The sequence below is a fragment of the Humisphaera borealis genome, from assembly GCF_015169395.1.
GTDB lineage: Bacteria > Planctomycetota > Phycisphaerae > Tepidisphaerales > Tepidisphaeraceae > Humisphaera > Humisphaera borealis.
The window spans coordinates 5,879,773-5,896,074 of record NZ_CP063458.1 but is presented as its reverse complement, the minus strand read 5'-3'; the positions used below and the strand labels follow the sequence as shown (position 1 = coordinate 5,896,074).

11 protein-coding genes are annotated in these 16,302 nt (G+C 63.1%); 5 read left to right on the top strand and 6 right to left on the bottom strand.

Translation table 11 applies throughout. From position 1 onward, the window contains the following. The first annotated feature begins 51 nt into the window (after nt 1-51). Nucleotides 52-606 carry an elongation factor P gene (efp, locus tag IPV69_RS22155; RefSeq protein WP_206291908.1) on the top strand — a complete coding sequence of 185 codons (555 nt, stop codon included), beginning with the start codon at nt 52-54 and terminating at the stop codon, nt 604-606. 192 nt (nt 607-798) lie between these two features. On the opposite strand, the gene IPV69_RS22150 is transcribed toward efp, so the two are convergent. The 5 genes from IPV69_RS22150 to IPV69_RS22130 form a co-directional block, all read right to left on the bottom strand. Further along, nucleotides 799-1,434, bottom strand: a complete 636-nt coding sequence (locus IPV69_RS22150; protein WP_206291907.1) for an adenylate kinase family protein — start codon at nt 1,432-1,434, stop codon at nt 799-801. A 373-nt stretch (nt 1,435-1,807) separates the two neighbouring features. Continuing rightward, nucleotides 1,808-3,805 carry an acetate--CoA ligase gene (acs, locus tag IPV69_RS22145; protein ID WP_241179942.1) on the bottom strand — a complete coding sequence of 666 codons (1,998 nt, stop codon included), beginning with the start codon at nt 3,803-3,805 and terminating at the stop codon, nt 1,808-1,810. Between the two features lie 830 nt (nt 3,806-4,635). Beyond that, nucleotides 4,636-5,715, bottom strand: a complete 1,080-nt coding sequence (locus IPV69_RS22140) for a hypothetical protein (protein ID WP_206291905.1) — start codon at nt 5,713-5,715, stop codon at nt 4,636-4,638. A 554-nt stretch (nt 5,716-6,269) separates the two neighbouring features. Beyond that, nucleotides 6,270-7,169, bottom strand: a complete 900-nt coding sequence (locus IPV69_RS22135) for a calcium-binding protein (protein ID WP_206291904.1) — start codon at nt 7,167-7,169, stop codon at nt 6,270-6,272. Nucleotides 7,170-7,396: 227 nt separating this feature from the next. After that, nucleotides 7,397-8,170: a phosphatase PAP2 family protein gene (locus IPV69_RS22130; protein ID WP_206291903.1), complete on the bottom strand. Its 774-nt coding sequence runs from the start codon at nt 8,168-8,170 to the stop codon at nt 7,397-7,399. Between the two features lie 264 nt (nt 8,171-8,434). Between IPV69_RS22130 and IPV69_RS22125 the strand changes: the two genes are divergently transcribed. The 3 genes from IPV69_RS22125 (at nt 8,435) to IPV69_RS22115 (ending at nt 13,228) form a co-directional block, all read left to right on the top strand. Next, nucleotides 8,435-11,212 (top strand): PSD1 and planctomycete cytochrome C domain-containing protein, encoded by a 2,778-nt coding sequence (locus IPV69_RS22125; RefSeq protein ID WP_206291902.1) that lies wholly within the window; start codon nt 8,435-8,437, stop codon nt 11,210-11,212. 97 nt (nt 11,213-11,309) lie between these two features. Further along, complete coding sequence (locus IPV69_RS22120; protein WP_206291901.1) at nt 11,310-12,731, top strand: DUF1501 domain-containing protein; 1,422 nt, start codon at nt 11,310-11,312, stop codon at nt 12,729-12,731. Then, on the top strand, nt 12,728-13,228 hold the full coding sequence (locus IPV69_RS22115) for a hypothetical protein (protein WP_206291900.1): 501 nt from the start codon (nt 12,728-12,730) through the stop codon (nt 13,226-13,228). Before IPV69_RS22120 ends, IPV69_RS22115 begins: the two co-directional genes overlap by 4 nt. A 272-nt stretch (nt 13,229-13,500) precedes the next feature. Here IPV69_RS22115 and aroF read toward each other — a convergent pair whose 3' ends face one another. After that, nucleotides 13,501-14,523 (bottom strand): 3-deoxy-7-phosphoheptulonate synthase, encoded by a 1,023-nt coding sequence (gene aroF / locus IPV69_RS22110; protein WP_206291899.1) that lies wholly within the window; start codon nt 14,521-14,523, stop codon nt 13,501-13,503. 753 nt (nt 14,524-15,276) lie between these two features. On the opposite strand from aroF, the gene IPV69_RS22105 reads away from it, so the two are divergent. Further along, nucleotides 15,277-16,269: an IS110 family RNA-guided transposase gene (locus IPV69_RS22105; protein WP_206290195.1), complete on the top strand. Its 993-nt coding sequence runs from the start codon at nt 15,277-15,279 to the stop codon at nt 16,267-16,269. Nucleotides 16,270-16,302: the final 33 nt, after the last annotated feature.

Genomic DNA, 16,302 nt, shown 5'->3' with positions numbered 1-16,302 from the left:
TTGTGCGGGGCCGGCGGGTTGATCCTGTTGTCAGTCGATTGAGGAACCATCATGCGCGCCAGCGATATCCGTAAAGGCCAGGCCATTCGTATGGACGGCAAGCTGTTCGTCGTCACCAACGCCGACCACAACACCCCCGGCAACCTGCGGGCCAAGGTGCAGTTCAAGCTCCGCGACGTCGTCAAGGGCACGATCATGGACAAGCGCGTCGGCGCGACCGACGACATGGAGCTCATCAACCTCGACCGCCGACAGGTGGAATACCTCTACTCCGACAACGACGGCCACTGGGTCATGGACCTGGAAACCTACGACCAGCAGCCGATCCCCAAGGAAGTCTTCGGGACCGACATCCTGTATCTCAAGCCCAACACGCAGATCACGGCTGAGTTCTTCGAAGGCAAGGTCACCAGCTACGAACTGCCCAAGACGGTCGAGCTGAAGGTCACCGACTGCCCCCCGGGCATCAAGGGCGCGACCGCCACCAACCAGACCAAGGACGCCGAGATGGAAACCGGCCTGAAGGTCAAGGTTCCTCCCTTCATCGAAATCGGCGAGGTCATCCGCATCGGCACGGACAACGGCAACTACCTGAGCCGGGCCTGATCCGTAGGGTCCGCCTTGGCGGACGCTGACGCGACGAACGAAAAACGCAAAACATGCAATGACGATTGCAAAACGGAAGGGACTTTGTTGCCCTGCCGTTTTGCAATTTTCATTGCATGTTTTGCATTCTGCATTGCATAGAACCCTTGGGGGGAATCGAGCCCCGCCGCGTCCGCCAAGGCGGACCCTACTTCACGGTCCCTGCAGGCTCGCCAGCGATTCGTCCGCCGGTCGTTCCACCGCTTCCTTCAACGGCACCAGCACGCGCGTCACGATCTCGCTCAGAATCCGGATCTGCGACATCGTCGCATCGATCCGGTGGATCAGCTCCTGCGGGTAGAGGTCCAGCACCGGCCGCGTTTCCCGGCCGAAGACGTCCATCCGCTTGTTGATCACCTCATCGCTGGCGTCGTCGAAGCGGTTTTCCTTTAGTGCCCGGCGGCGGAGCCGTTCGACCATCTTGTCGCGCTCGGCTCGCAGGTACACGATCGCCTGCACATCGATGACGTCTTCCAAAAGCACCTTCTGATGCACGTTCCGCGGCAGGCCGTCGAGCACCAGGAACTCAGACTCCGGGTGAAACTGGTTGATGTATTCCAGGCCCTTGATGTACTGCTTCCAGAGCTGGATCGTCAGCTCATCGGGCACGAGCTGCCCCCGGCTGGAGTACTCCCAGAACTTGCGACCCATCTCGGTGTGCAAGTCCAGCGACCGGAAGATGTCGCCGGTGGAGCTGTGCTGAAAGCCGGGAATGCTCCCGATGATCTGGCCCTGGGTGCCCTTGCCGCTGCCCGGAGCGCCGAAAAGTAGGATGGTGCGGTAACGCATTGTTTTGACTGTCGATGGTCGATGGCGGCTCTGTCGGTGGTCGATGCTAGATCGTCAGGCAGCGGGAGCGGCTCGGCCGCAGTTTTAAACCAGCATCCCACAATCTACAAACGACTGCAGTTCCTCAGCGGGCCCAACACATCCTCGGCACACCGACGAAGAACGCACCACGGAGGCACGGAGGGCAACTTGAATCTTCCGCGTCTGAAGCAAGGCACAACGATTCGGCGCAGGGCGACCAGGAATCGCTGCACCTGAAAGACTTAGACGCGGCTTTCCGTCATGCTGAGAGGGTCCGGTCGCCGAAGGTTCCTCCGTGTCTCCGTGCCTCCGTGGTGGCTTTTCTGCCGTGAGGAAGCTGACACGCGATGCCTCAGCCTTCGTCCTTCTCCTTCAACTTGGCGAGCACGCTGAAATCCTCCAGCGTGGTGACGTCGCCCTTCACTTCGTTGCCCGAGGCGACTTCCTTCAGGAGCCGCCGCATGATCTTGCCGCTCCGCGTCTTCGGCAGCGATTCGGTGAACCGAATCTGGTCCGGCGTCGCGAGCGCGCCGATCTGCTTGCGCACCCAGGCGATCAGGTCCTTCTTCAAGGCCTCGTCGGCCCGGCGGCCGGTTTCCAGCGTCACGAACGCCGCGATGCCCTGCCCCTTCATCTCGTGCGGAATGCCGACGACCGCCGCCTCGGCGACCGCCTCGTGGGCCACCAGGGCGCTTTCGATCTCCATCGTGCCCAGGCGGTGCCCGGACACGTTGATCACGTCGTCCACCCGGCCCATGATCCAGAAGTAGCCGTCGTTGTCGCGGCGTGCGCCGTCGCCGGTGAAGTAGTACCCCGGCACGTCGCTCCAGTAGGTCTTCGCGTACCGCTCGGGGTCGTTAAAGATGCTGCGGAGCATGCTCGGCCAGGGCTTGCGGATGACCAGCAGTCCGCCTTCATTGGGGCCCAGTTCCTTGCCGCTGCGGTCGACGATCGCCGCATCCACGCCGAAGAACGGCAGCGTCGCCGTGCCCGGCTTGGTCGGGGTGACACCGGGCAACGGCGTGATCATGATCGCGCCGGTTTCGGTCTGCCACCAGGTATCGACGATCGGGCACTTTTCGTGACCGATGACCGTGTGGTACCACATCCAGGCTTCGGGGTTGATCGGCTCGCCGACCGTGCCCAGCAGCCGCAGCGACGACAGGTCGTGCTTCTGCGGGAACTCCTTGCCGGCCTTCATGAACGCGCGGATCGCGGTCGGTGCCGTGTAGAACACGCTGACTTTGTGCCGCTCGATGATCGACCAGAAACGCCCGAAATCGGGGTGGTTTGGCGCGCCTTCGTACATCAGGCAGGTCGTGCCGTTGGCGAGCGGGCCGTAGACGATGTAGCTGTGCCCGGTGATCCAGCCGACGTCGGCCGTGCACCAGTAGACATCGTCCGGCTTCATGTCGAAGACGTACTTGGTCGTCAGATACGTTCCGAGCAGGTACCCGGCGGTCGTGTGCTGAATGCCCTTGGGTTTGCCGGTCGAGCCCGACGTATAGAGCACGAACAGCGTGTCTTCGCTGTCCATCGGCTCGGCCGGGCAGTCGGCGGATTGGGTGCCGACCAGGTCGTGATACCAGACGTCGCGCCCTTCTTTCCAGGCGATGCTGCCCGGCGCCACGCCGTCGGCGACGGGCATGTTGCACCGGTTCAGCACGACGACTTTCTTCACGCGATCGGTCTTGGTCAGGGCATCGTCGACGTTGCGCTTGAGCGGAACGACCGTACCCCGCCGGTAGCCGCCGTCGGCGGTGATGATGACCGTGCACTGGGCGTCGTCCACGCGGTCGGCGATCGCCTGGCTGCTGAAGCCGCCGAAGATCACCGAGTGCGCCGCGCCGATACGGGCGCACGCCAGCATCGCGACGGCCGCTTCGGGGACCATGGGCATATAGATGGTGACGCGGTCACCCTTCTTTACGCCGATCGACTTCAGGCCGTTCGCCAGCTTGCTGACGTCGTCGCGGAGCTGCTTGTAGGTGATCTTGCGGACTTCACCGCCGGCACCGGCGGCGGTTTCGGGTTCCCCTTCCCAGAGGATGGCGGTCTTATCGCCGCGGCCGAGGTCGATCTGCCGATCCAGGCAGTTGTACGCGACGTTGGTCTTCCCGCCGACAAACCACTTGGCGTTGGGAACCTGCCAGTCGAGGACCTTGTCCCACTTCTTGAACCAGTGGAGCTCCTCGGCGATCCGGCCGAAGAACTGTTCCGGGTGGTCGATGGACTCGCGGTAGAGCTTCTCGTACTCGGCGCGCGTGCCGATATGCGCCTTGGCGGCAAAGTCCGCCGGCGGTGGGAACACACGCCGCTCTTCGAGCGTGGAGTGAATCGTCTCCGACATGAGCCTCCTCAAATGCGAATCGGCGGCAAAACCCGCCTCATGAACCTCTACCCTTCACACGGTCTGAACAAGGCCGAGTATATCGATGGGTAAGATATTTGCGATTGGCGGGCGAGCCAATTACGCAACAAGTCTGGCGGATGGGCGGGTCTACAAACCTTTCCTGTCACCCAGTTTGCCACCCGGCCGTGCCACCCCGCCGTCCCCGGCCGAACGAACCCAGGGTCGATTCCGAAACCAGGCAATGTCTCGAAACCATGTCTGTGTGCCATGCCCACGCCCGTCGTTCGCTTTCGGATGTGGCAAATACATCCCGCGTGGGCATGAGCGAGCGACGTGATTTCGGCACTTTGCATGCCCACGCGGGAGACGGCCTCGGATCTCGAATGCCGGACGGCAGCGTGGGCATGGCACACGAAGTTCCACTTTGAGCCAGAGGCGAGTAATAACGAACTCCAAGACGCCGAGTTGCCAGGGACTACATCCACGGCAAGTCTCAGCGTTCAATGTCCGAAGATCGCTTGCCTGCGACCCCAGTCGCAACTGACCCTCCACCGAAAGTAGTCGCTGAAACGGTCGCGCAGATTGATGCGCGAATCGAATCGCTCCGAAAGTCGATTTCAACACGAAGGGCACGAAGTCACGAAGGCCACGAAGATGCCTCTGGTCCCTTGATCAGCGGTCGGAAACAGCGCATTGATTGTCTTCTTCGTGTCCTTCGTGACTTCGTGCCCTTCGTGTTGAAATCGAACATCAGGGGGTATCCCACCGACACCTTCGCAATCGTTACCGGCGTTGGGCACGATGGGCATTCTTCAAACAGATTGTGGTCATTGGCCGAACGAACCCAGGAATCCGCCGCTCGTGAAATTGCCGAACGAACCCAACTCGTCGAACGAACCCCACGCGCTAAACGAACCCAGGGCGGCTAGCGACGACGCGTCCATCCCGATGCACGCCGGTGTCTGAGGTACTCCGAAGACCCGGATTCCTGGTGCGATCGGCGCGGGGCATCCGGGTCTTCGGAGTACCTCAGACACCGGCGTCAGCGCCCCATCAGTCGTGACGTCACCCATTGCGACACCATCCATCGCGAAGGCATCCATCGCACCATCCCCCGTGAACTCATCCGCCGGTGGATCTCCCCGCCCTCTCGCGCCGTACAACACCGCATGCCGCTGCACCTCGCGCAATTCGCGCAGACAACCCCGCATCGACCGCTCCAGCCGCAGCTCGTACCGCTGCAGACGGACGAGCATCGTGTCGTCGTCGCTCAGCATCTCCTGGATCAGATCGCCCAAACCGCCGAGCGCAAGGTCGTCGAGCTTGCGCCCTTCGCGTCGGCCGGCGAAGATGGACGACTCCAGCACCGGCACCCGCTTGAGCTTCCACGCCAGCTCCGCCGCCCGCTCGGCCAGCGTCACCTGTAGCGATCCGACGGCGTTCAACTCCTCGACAAAATCATCCACAAACGCTTGGTAAATCGCCGGATCTTCTCCCGGAATCAGCACGCCTCGGGCGCACAAACCGTGCTTGAGCGCGTTCTGCGAAGAGGCGGCTTTGCCCGCCGGTGTCACCGGCCCGCGTGACCGCGCGCCGTTGATCCTCGCCTGCTCCGCCCGCGACCGACGCTGCTGCGCGTCGTCGCAAGGGTTGGACGTCGGTGAACCGTCCATCACCGGCACGGCACCCCGATCCGACCCAAACCCCCCGCACACCTCCGGCGCCGGCGACACAAACGGCTGAAACATCGCGACCGGCGGCACCCCGGCAAGAATCGCATCCCGCTGGGCGGCGGAGAATGTGGACGCGTTGGACTCCCCGGAATCCCTGGACCCCTTGGGACCGCGGCGCTCGTTCGACACCGCAGGCTGCTGCTGCGACGGCGTGACATCACTCGACTTGCGCATAGAAACCTCCCATCCCGGCGGCGTACGCCGGGCAAAAAGAATGTTCTATAAGTGTACGGATATGCGAACAAAAACCAAACAAAAAATCCGGGCGATGCGAACGTAGAGGAGCGACAATCCCGGGCGTGATGGTCGCGGTCGTGGACGTTCGTCTGCGTGTTTCCCCGTCGTCGGACGCGCCTCACGTGGACGGTTGTTACGTGGAACGTTTTCTGCGCGGGGACGCGCTCCGCTCCGCGTCGTGGCTAACCGGGTTCACCGTTTTCATCATGTTCACCGCGTTCACTGCGTTCAAGGCGTTCACCGGTTCAACGAGTTCGACGTGTTGGAACGCGACATCGCGGCGATGACGCGCGTCCCGGTTAGCCGCGACGCGAAGCGGAGCGCGTCTTGCGACGCGGTTGGCACGCAAGGCGCCTGACGCTCCGCGCATCCCGCAGGGTTCGCAAGCGTGCAACGACATCAACGGACCTGCCTCAAGCAAAAGCCCCCCGGCTCGCGATGCGGCCGGGGGGCTTGGGTTTTGCACGATCTTTGGTGGTCGGTCGAGTGGGTTAGAAACTCGCTTCCACGCTGTTGATCACGTCGATCGCGTCCTTGTTGGCCTTGTCGGTGCCGATGCCGCCGGACAGGAAGTCCTTGGTGCTGTCCTTGGAGTAGAACGTGTCGTTGCCGTCTTCGCCGAAGAGGGCGTCTTCGCCGGTTCCGCCGTTGATGGTGTCGTTGCCGGCACCCGCGCGGACCTGGTCCTTGCCGGCGCCGGCGCGGATGATGTTGTTGCCGGAAGTGCCGTAGATGTAATCGTTGCCCGAGCCGGAGTAGAAGTTCTCCATCGTCTCGACCGCGTCTGGCAAGCCGGGACCGTTGATCACCGGCGCGCCATTGCTCAGGAAGTACTCACCGACCTGGCCGTTGCGCAGGATCATGTTGTAGGTTGCCGTGGAGTAGTCGATGGTATCGGTACCGGAGCCGCCGGCGAACTTGCTTTCAGTCGTACCAACGGCCTTGTTAATGAGAACGTCGTCGCCGCCATCGCCGGAGAGGATGTTGATGCCGCCCAGGTTCTGCAGCGTATCGTTGCCTGCGCCGCCCTTGGCCAGGCCATAGTAGCTGCGCAAGTAGATCAGGTCCGGGCCGCTGCCACCTTGAATCACATCGCCGGCGAAACTGGTCGCTGTACCGGAGTCGATGGTGGAGGGGAGCGTAACGTTGGGGTCGATCGTGAGGTTGTCATCGCCGGCACGCAGGTTTACCACCAGGCTCTTGACCTTGGTGAGTTGGAAGGTCGACACAGCGCTGTTGTCGTTCACCTTCAGGTTCGAGCCCGAGACGTAGATGTTGATGTGGTCCCCATTCGCCGGATTTGGATCGTTCTTACCGGTGACCGTGAGCACGCCCGCAGCACTGAGCGACACGGACATGAGACGACGCGATTCGAGAGATTCGAGCAACATGGACAAACTCCTGGAAACCATTCCTCTGGTTTTGCAACGTCCCCGGCAGGTTCACCGTGACACACGCTGTGGCACGAGTCCTCCTTGCGTTGCATGCCGCAGTTGCCTGCGACGGGAGTATTCTGTCCTCGGTTTCGCTACGTCACAAATAGCCTGAAAATGTCTGACCCGATAAGGGCAGTCGCGCGTGGTGGTGGCCGATGCCCACATCGGGAATTCCCCAGCGATCATGCTGGCGGCGTCTCGTCGATGTCGGCTCGCTCGGTACCGGTTGTTTCCGGCGACTCGACCTTGCCGCGTTGCTGCAAATACCTGGCGACCACCCAGCAGAGCAGTGCCCAGACCAGCCCGGCCGTCCAGCCGGCCAGGACGTCGGTCGGGTAATGGACCCCCATGTACACCCGGCTGACGCCGACCAGGCCCGTGATCACCAGCGCGACGGCGAGGAAGTAGAACTTCATCAGTCGGCCGGACACCAGTCGGGTGAGCAGGATGCCCAGGGTCAGGTAGACCGAGGCCGACAGCATGGAGTGGCCGCTGGGAAAGCTGGACGTGTAGACGTACGAAAAATGCGAGACGCCCGGCCGTGGCCGGTCGAACGCGCTTTTGAGCAGTGTGCTGATGACCAGTGCTCCGAATGTCGCCACCAGCACGAGCCACATGGCGTGGTACTTCCGAACGAGCAGCAGATAGCCGGCGACGGCGGCGATCAGCAGGGTCAGCACGGCGACGCCGCCGAGGCCGGTGATGTCGCGGCCGCTTTCCTGGAGCCAGCGCGGGCCGATCGGCACGTCGGGCCGGGTGGTGGGCAGCGGGTCGGTATCGGGGACCCGAAGGGCCCGCACGATGCGTTCGTCGATCGATTGCGTGTCGCCTTCCAACACTTCGTCGGCGATCTGCACGAAGAGCCAGGTGCCGCCGACGATCGCGAGGACGACGGTCAGGACGAGGCCGCTGCTCGATCCGATCCAGGCGATGGCGCGGGTGATTCGATGGGTCATGGGGGTGATCTGCGAAGGGGCGAAACAATACCGGTTGCGGTGCGTTTTTGAGTCGTCGACAGGTAAGATAAGCGATGGCGTTCGTAGCGCGGGCGTCCGGCCCGCAGAATGATTACAGGCCGGAGGCCTGCGCTACGAAAGCCGACGACTCGGTGAGTGGATAAGGCGCGCGGACAAGAGGTTCAGTGAATGACATGCCAGACGTCTAAACGATCGTCGCGATTTTGGGAGCGTGCGATTTTTGCAATCGTGGCGCTGGCGGTGATGGTTGCGACGTTTGCGGCACGCCGGTCGACCGCCGCCGACGCGCCGCTGGCGCAGGCCGATGCCGAGCAACTGTTTCTGGCAAAGGTCTGGCCGACGATGAAGGCCAAGTGCCTGGCCTGCCACGGGGACGACGAGAAGAAGATCAAGGGGGAACTGGACCTGCGAACGCGCGACGCGGCGCTGAAAGGCGGCGAGAGTGGCAAGCCGTCGATTGTGGCCGGGTCGCCGGAGAAGAGCCCGTTTTACGTCGCCGTCACCCGGCACGACCCCGACCTGCTCATGCCGCCGAAGGACAATGACAAGCTGTCGGCGGAGCAGGTGGAGCATGTTCGGCTGTGGATCGCCGCCGGCGCGCCATGGCCCGACCCGGAGAAGGTTCAACCCGTTGCGAGCCGGTGGAACGAGGCCGATGGAATCGCCGTCGCCACCAGCGGCGGGCTGTCGGCAGACTGGACGAATCGCAAGTACAAGCCGGAGGACCTATGGGCGTATAAGCCGATCGCCCGGCCGGCGGTACCGGCGGTGAAGTCGGCATCGCCGGCAGGGCTGAACGGGATTGACGCGTTTATCCTTCAGAAGCTGCAGAGCAAGGGCATCGCCGGCTTGGCCGGGCCGGCGGATCGGCTGACGCTCATCCGCCGGGCGACGTTCGACCTGACCGGCCTGCCCCCCGCCGCCGCGGAGGTCGAGGCGTTCGTGAATGACACCGCGCCCGATGCCTTCGCCCGGCTGGTGGAGCGGTTGCTCGCCAGCCCGCAGTACGGCGAGCAGCAAGCCCGCCACTGGTTGGATGTCGTCCGTTACGCGGATTCAGCGGGTTTCTCGAACGACTTCGAACGGCCGAATGCCTGGCGGTACCGCGATTACGTCGTCCGGAGCATGAACGCCGACAAACCGTTTGACCGCTTTGTGCTGGAACAGATCGCCGGGGATGAGCTCGATCCGCAGGATCCGGAGATGCAGATTGCGGTCGGTTACCTGCGGATGGGGCCGTGGGAGCACACCGGTATGACGGTGGCCGCCGTGACGCGGCAGCAGTTCCTGGACGATGTCACGCACAGCGTAGGCGTGACGTTTCTGGGCCAGGGGCTGCGGTGCGCTTCGTGCCACGATCACAAGTTCGATCCGGTGCCGACGAAGGACTATTACCGCATCCAGGCGGTGTTCGGATCGACCCAATTTGCCGAGCGCGATGTGCCGTTTCTGCCTGTTGAGAACGTGTCGGGATTCGAGGCGCAGCGGAAGGTCGTCGAACAGCGACTGGCGCAACTGAATGTCGGCAAGGCGGAACTGAAGCGTCGCGCCGATGAGGGACTGGCCGCGTTTCTGAAGGAAAAGGGCGTGGCGAAGGTGGAAGACCTGCCGCAAGACCAGCGGCCCAAGAAAGACTATCTCGGCTCGACGGCGGGCATCAGCAACCTCGATCTGTCGCTCCGCAAGATCTACCAGAAGTCCGACGCCTACCTGGAACGCGAGCTGCTGCGGTTCGATCCGCTGGCGTTCAGCGTCTATTCCGGGCCGGCCAACAACTACACCTCGGTCAAGGCGCGCAACCCCATCCCCGGCAAGCAGCAGATGGCCAAGGCGGCGGTGCAGAAGGTCCACATTCTGACCGGCGGATCGGTCGAGTCGCCGGCGGCCGAGGTGACGCCGGGTGTGCTGTCGGTGGTCGATGGGAGCAACGACACGGTCCAGCCGTCGGAATGGAACACGATTCCGACCACCGCCGAGGGCCGCCGATTGCGGTTCGCGCGGTGGGTGGCCAGCCCGAAAAACACGCTGACGGCGCGGGTGATCGTCAACCGGATCTGGCAGCAGCACTTCGGCCATGGGCTGGTGCCGACGCCGAACAACTTCGGCAAGATGGGCGGCAAGCCGACGCACCCGGAGTTGCTCGACCACCTGGCGACGTGGTTCATGGACAACGGTTGGAGCATCAAGAAGCTCCACCGATACATCATGGCATCGGCAACGTATCAGCAATCCCCCACGCCGCCCCGGGTGGCCGGGGTCGATGTCCAGGCGATTGACCCGAAGAACCAGCTGCTGGCGTACTTCCCGCCCCGCCGGCTGAGCGCGGAGGAGATTCGCGATTCGATTTTGGCCGTCAGCGGAGAACTGAACCCCGAGGCCGGCGGGCCGGGCGTCTTCCCGGAGATCAACTGGGAAGTGGCAATGCAGCCGCGGCACATCATGGGATCGGTCGCGCCGGCTTACATCCCGTCGGCGACGCCGAAGGAGCGGAATCGGCGGACGATCTATGCCTTCCGCTACCGCACCCTGCCCGACCCGATGCTGGAAGTTTTCAACCGCCCGGGAAGCGAGATGTCGTGCGAGAAGCGCGACGAGACAACCGTGACGCCGCAGGTGTTTGCACTGTTCAACAGCCAGTTCACGGCGAGCCGGTCGCTGGCGATGGCGGCGAACGTGAGCAAGACCGGCGACGCGATCGAGGCGCAGATGGATGTCGCGTTTCGACGGGTGTTCGGCCGGGCGCCGACGGCCGACGAGCGGGCGGCGTGCCTTAGCCACTACCAGAAGATGCTGGACCACCACCGTAAGACGGCACCTGTCGCCGCCAAACTGCCATCGCACGTCGAGCGGCACATGGTCGAAGAACTGACCGGCGAGCCGGTCGTCTGGCAGGAAGACCTGGGCGTTCTGAAGAGTTATCAGCAGGACCTTCAGCCGACCCAGGTATCGGCCGAGGTGCGGGCGCTGGCGGAAGTGTGCCTGGTACTGCTGAACTCGAACGAGTTTTTGTACGTGCGGTGATGTGTCGAAGGTCGGTTGGCGACCGCCACGGGCAAGCGCGTACGCTTGCGAATGCTGCCCAAGATGCGACTGGCCATCAACGCCGAGGGAGCCCTGTATGTCGAACTTCAACCCCACCCGTCGCAACGTTCTCTACGGTCTTGGCGCGACGCTCGGCACGGTGGCGTTCAACGCGATGCTGCGCGACGAGGCCGCGAAAGCTGCCGCCGCCACGCCCGCCGCCGGCCCGCTCGCGCCGAAAGACTCTCACCATCCGACCAAGGCCAAGAGCTGCATCTTCCTGTTCATGGAAGGCGGGCCGAGCCATATCGACACCTTCGATCCCAAGCCGAAGCTGGCCGACGTCCACATGAAGGAGTTCCAGCGCGACGACAAGTTCACCAGCGCGATGAACGGCGGCAAGCGGTACTTCGTCAAGTCGCCTTACGAGTTTCGCCGGGCGGGCAAGAGCGGGCTCTGGATGTGCGAACACTTCGAACACCTGGCCGGCGTCGCCGACGAGCTGTGCATCTATCGCGGCTGCCAGGCCGAATCGGTCGATCACCCGACGGCGTGCTACCACCTGAACACCGGCAACCGTTTCGGCGGCGATCCGGCGATCGGCAGCTGGGCGACCTACGGCCTGGGAACTCTCAACCAGAATCTGCCGGCGTATGTGGTGTTGCCCGAGGGTGCATTTCCCCAGGGCGGTGCGGCGAACTGGTCGAACGGTTATCTGCCGGCCTACTTTCAGGGGACGCCGCTGCGGCCGGCAGGATCACCCATCCTCGACCTCGCGCCGCCGCCGGGCGTGACGCGCGAAGCCCAGCGGGCGAACCTCGACCTGCTCGCCAAGCTCAACGTGGCCGACGCCGCCCGCAATCCGCATCACGACGACCTGGCCGCGCGAATGGAATCGTACGAGCTGGCGTTCCGCATGCAGACGCAGGTGCCGGACATCGTCGATCTGTCGAAAGAAGACGCCAAAACGCTCGAGATGTACGGCATCGGCCAGAAGGCGACTGATTCCATGGGCCGCCGATGCCTGCTGGCCCGCAAGCTGGTCGAGAACGGCGTGCGGTTCGTCCAACTGTTCGAAGGCGGATGGGATTCGCACGACTACCTGGAGCGGTCGCACAAGGCCCGCATCCGCGCGACGGACAAACCGATCGCCGCCCTGATCGCCGACCTGAAACAGCGTGGCCTGCTCGACAGCACGCTGGTCGTCTGCTCCGGTGAGTTCGGCCGCAGCCCCGACAACGGCGTCCGCGGCGGCCAGAACGTCGCCGGCCGCGACCACAACGCCAAGGCGATGAACCTCTGGCTGGCCGGCGCCGGCGTAAAAGCCGGCACCGCCGTCGGCGCGACGGACGAACTGGGTGCCAAGGCGGTCGAGGTGGTGCATCCGCTGAAAGACCTCCACGTCACCCTGCTGCACCTGCTGGGGTTGAACGACAACAAGCTGACGTTCTTCCACGAGGGGCGGTACAAGCAGTTGAGTCAGACGGGTGGGGAAGTGATCAGGGAGTTGATCGCGTGACCGAAATGGGGATCGACATGAAAGGCGATACGCAGCAGCTTCCGGAAGACGTACTGGGGCCCGGCTGTGGCCATGGAGCCCTCTGGGGCTACGGGGTAGCGATTTTCTTCCTATTGCACATGACGCTGGTGCTTGCCGCTGGGCTAGAGGCACCGCCCGTCGTTGTTGCCGTGTGCATGTTGGTCGCCGTAGTTATTGCGTCCCGGCTGGTAAATGTCATTCTGAAGCGACGCCTCCGATGGCGCATTTTTCGTGAAGGGGATGAGGTCGAAGCGCTTGTCGTAAACAGAGAGGTTCGGATCTACAACGGCCAATGGATTGCAGTGCAGCCCAACTACTCGCTGACGCTGCGGTACCACTTTCGCAACACTGAGCATGTCTCCACGATGCCGGTGACCGACGGTGTCTACCTGAGACACCGGACCGGCAAAACGATGTTAATCCGCCTGTTGCCAGAGCGTCCCACGCTTTGGATACCGTCATCTCGCACGCACTGATTCGAACGTTTACGAGCGCGTGGAACACACAGATGTCGCCAGTTTCATCCGCTCCTCCGTCCATGCGGCGTCCTCTGGCGACAGCTGCGCGTCTGCCGCTGCCACGAGACCTCTCGGCAGTATCTCAATCGCGTTTGTCGCTCCAACGCCGCGTAAGGAATGCTATTCAAGCTATCGCTCCAGGTAGGGATGCCGATCCATGCCGGGGAACGGGCTGTCCATAATGCTCAGAGCAGATGTCGGAGAATAGCTGATTGCGCGGAAGCGGTAGTTCACACCTCCCGATCCACCGCCGCCGCGATCCGCTTGATCGCCTTCATCATGCTGGCGAACTGTTCCGGCGTGATGCTCTGGGCACCGTCCGTCAGGGCATGTTCGGGGTCGTTGTGCACTTCGATGATCAAACCGTCGGCACCCGCCGCGACCGACGCACGGCACATGCTGTCCACCAGGTAGTTCTTGCCCGTGCCCTGGCTGGGGTCGACGACCACCGGCAGGTGGCTCGCCCGCTGTAGCGCGGGGACGGCGGCTAGAGCCAGCGTGTTGCGGACATACTCTTCATACGTGCGAATCCCACGCTCACACAGCATGACCTGATGGTTCCCACGGCTCATGATGTACTCGGCGGCGAGCAGGAACTCTTCCAGCGTCGCGCTCAATCCCCGCTTCAGCAGAACCGGCTTGCGCTGGTCGCCGACGGCGTTGAGCAGGTTGAAGTTCTGCATGTTCCGCGCGCCCACCTGCAGCACGTCGGCGTATTTGACCACCAGTTCGACCTGATCGACCGCCATCACCTCGGTGACGACTGCCAGGCCCGTTTCCTGCCGGGCGAGTGCCAGCAGTTCAAGGCCCTTTTCGCCCATGCCCTGGAAGCTGTAGGGGTTGGTACGCGGCTTGAACGCCCCGCCGCGCAGGCCGACCGCGCCATGTTCCTTTACCGCATGGGCGATCTCCAAGAGCTGCGTCTTGTTCTCGACGCTGCACGGCCCGGCAATGATGCCGATCTTCTTCCCGCCGACCGTCGCCAGCGGGTCGCTGCCCATCTGCACGACGCTGCGTTCCTTCTTGATCTCGCGGCTGGCCATCTTGTAAGGCGCCAGGATCGGCACGACCTTCTCCACGCCCGCGACCGATTCCATCGCGGTGCGGTCCTTGAAGCGGTCGTTGCCGATGACCGCGACGACCGTTCGTTCCTCGCCGACGATGACGTTTTCTTTCAGTCCCATCTCTCTCACCAGTTGAACGACGTGCTCGACCTGTTGCGGGGTAGAACCTTGCTTCATTACCACGATCATCTGGAGCTCCTCAGAGGGAGTAGTCAGTGGTCGGTAGTCAGTAGTCGGAAGAAGCGGGAACCTCTTCTATTTTCTGACCACTGACGACCGACCACTGACTACTCTTCCACGCCAAAAGAAAAAGCCCCAGGACCGCGTCCTGAGGCTTGGTTATTTGTCCGAAAGTAGATCGGCAAGCTCAGTACGCGGTATTTCCGGGCGGGTAAAACCACCAGCCAAAGTAAAACGGAAAGCTCGCGCTGATTTGCGTCACGCCAGAAGTGTCACCACGCAAACCGCGTAAGTCAAACAGAATTCTTTCGCGAAGCTTCGGCAGGGTGCAACACGTTCCGCGCAGCCGAAAGAGCGAGAGCGCCACGGAGGCACGGAGACACGGAGGGCAACTTGAATCCTCTGCGTTTCACCGGCTACGGCAAAGGTCAGGGCGAACTCAAGGAGAAGGGCTCTTCTGAAAACAAGGCCTCTTATCTCGCGGGCATCTCGGGTTGCCTGGCATCCCTCCGTGTCTCCGTGCCTTGTATGTTGGATTCCGTACCGTCTGATGGTTCAATGCCGCATGCCGCTTCGCGGGCTTCGAAGCGTAGCGAGAAGCCCGCGAAGCGGCGGCGGACGACAGATCGTTCGTGCCCAGACGCCGTCATGGACGTCGTCACGGAGCCTGATCGTCGTTCGTCGCGTGCGACTAACCCGAACAGCCGACTGAACCCGTCGCCCCGGCGGCGGAGTTCGTATTCGCAAGGCAGGGAAGCCACCATGCAGCACGAAGCCAACAGCAACGCCGTTCCGTCCGCCGCGGTGTCCGATGTCTCGTTGCCGGTCGCCGGCATCGACGTCGCCAAGGATCAGCTCGACGTCTTCATTGATGTCGTCGCCCAGCGGCTGCGAGTCAGCAACAACGACGAGGGGGTCGCACGCCTCGTCGCCACGCTGCGTCAGCACAAGGTTCGCCTGGTTGTCCTGGAGTCCACCGGCCGGTACCACCGCGCCGCGGCCGCCGCGTTGCTTCAGGCCGGCGTCAACGTCTCGGTCGTCAACCCCAAGAACGTCCGCGCCTTCGCCGTCGCCGACGGCAGGCTCGAGAAGACCGACGCGATCGACGCCCAGGTCATCGCCTCGTTCGGACGGGCGCTCAACCCGCGGATTACCGCCAAAACGCCGGAGAAACAGACGGTTCTGGCCGACCTGGTCTCCCGGCGTCGCGGCCTGGTGCAGGTCCGGGTCGCCGAACGCAACCGCGGCCAGGGACAACTGCCCACGCTGGCGGCCACCCAGTCCACGAAGCTGCTGCGGCTGGTCAACCAGCAGATCGAGGATCTGGACCGCGCGATCGCCAAGCTGATCGAAGGCGACGACGACTGGCACAATACGTCGAAGATCATCGACTCGGTGCCCGGCATCGGGCCCGAAACGGCTAACCAGCTGGTCTCCAGCCTGCCGGAGCTGGGTAAACTCAACCGCCAGGAGATCGCCAAGCTCGTCGGCCTGGCGCCGCTCAACTGCGACTCGGGCACGCAACGCGGCCAGCGGCATATCCGCGGGGGGCGGGATCACGTTCGAAACTGCCTGTACATGGCGACGTTCAATGCCCGGCAACGCTGCGACAAGTTCCGGCGTTTCTTCGATGGTCTTGTCGGGCGTGGCAAGCATTACCAAGTCGCGATGACCGCCTGCATGCGTAAGCTGCTGGTCATCCTGAACGAGATGGTGAAGAACAAGACCCATTGGGACTCGAAGTTCGCGTCATAACTTTTCTGGAGCGTTCACTTGAAAAAGCACACA

Coding starts and splice junctions, on each gene's coding strand:
- efp (WP_206291908.1), top strand. CDS start 52: ATGCGCGCCAGCGATATCCGTAAAGGCCAGGCCATTCGTATGGACGGC.
- IPV69_RS22150 (WP_206291907.1), bottom strand. CDS start 1,434: ATGCGTTACCGCACCATCCTACTTTTCGGCGCTCCGGGCAGCGGCAAG.
- acs (WP_241179942.1), bottom strand. CDS start 3,805: ATGTCGGAGACGATTCACTCCACGCTCGAAGAGCGGCGTGTGTTCCCA.
- IPV69_RS22140 (WP_206291905.1), bottom strand. CDS start 5,715: ATGCGCAAGTCGAGTGATGTCACGCCGTCGCAGCAGCAGCCTGCGGTG.
- IPV69_RS22135 (WP_206291904.1), bottom strand. CDS start 7,169: ATGTTGCTCGAATCTCTCGAATCGCGTCGTCTCATGTCCGTGTCGCTC.
- IPV69_RS22130 (WP_206291903.1), bottom strand. CDS start 8,170: ATGACCCATCGAATCACCCGCGCCATCGCCTGGATCGGATCGAGCAGC.
- IPV69_RS22125 (WP_206291902.1), top strand. CDS start 8,435: ATGGTTGCGACGTTTGCGGCACGCCGGTCGACCGCCGCCGACGCGCCG.
- IPV69_RS22120 (WP_206291901.1), top strand. CDS start 11,310: ATGTCGAACTTCAACCCCACCCGTCGCAACGTTCTCTACGGTCTTGGC.
- aroF (WP_206291899.1), bottom strand. CDS start 14,523: ATGATCGTGGTAATGAAGCAAGGTTCTACCCCGCAACAGGTCGAGCAC.
- IPV69_RS22105 (WP_206290195.1), top strand. CDS start 15,277: ATGCAGCACGAAGCCAACAGCAACGCCGTTCCGTCCGCCGCGGTGTCC.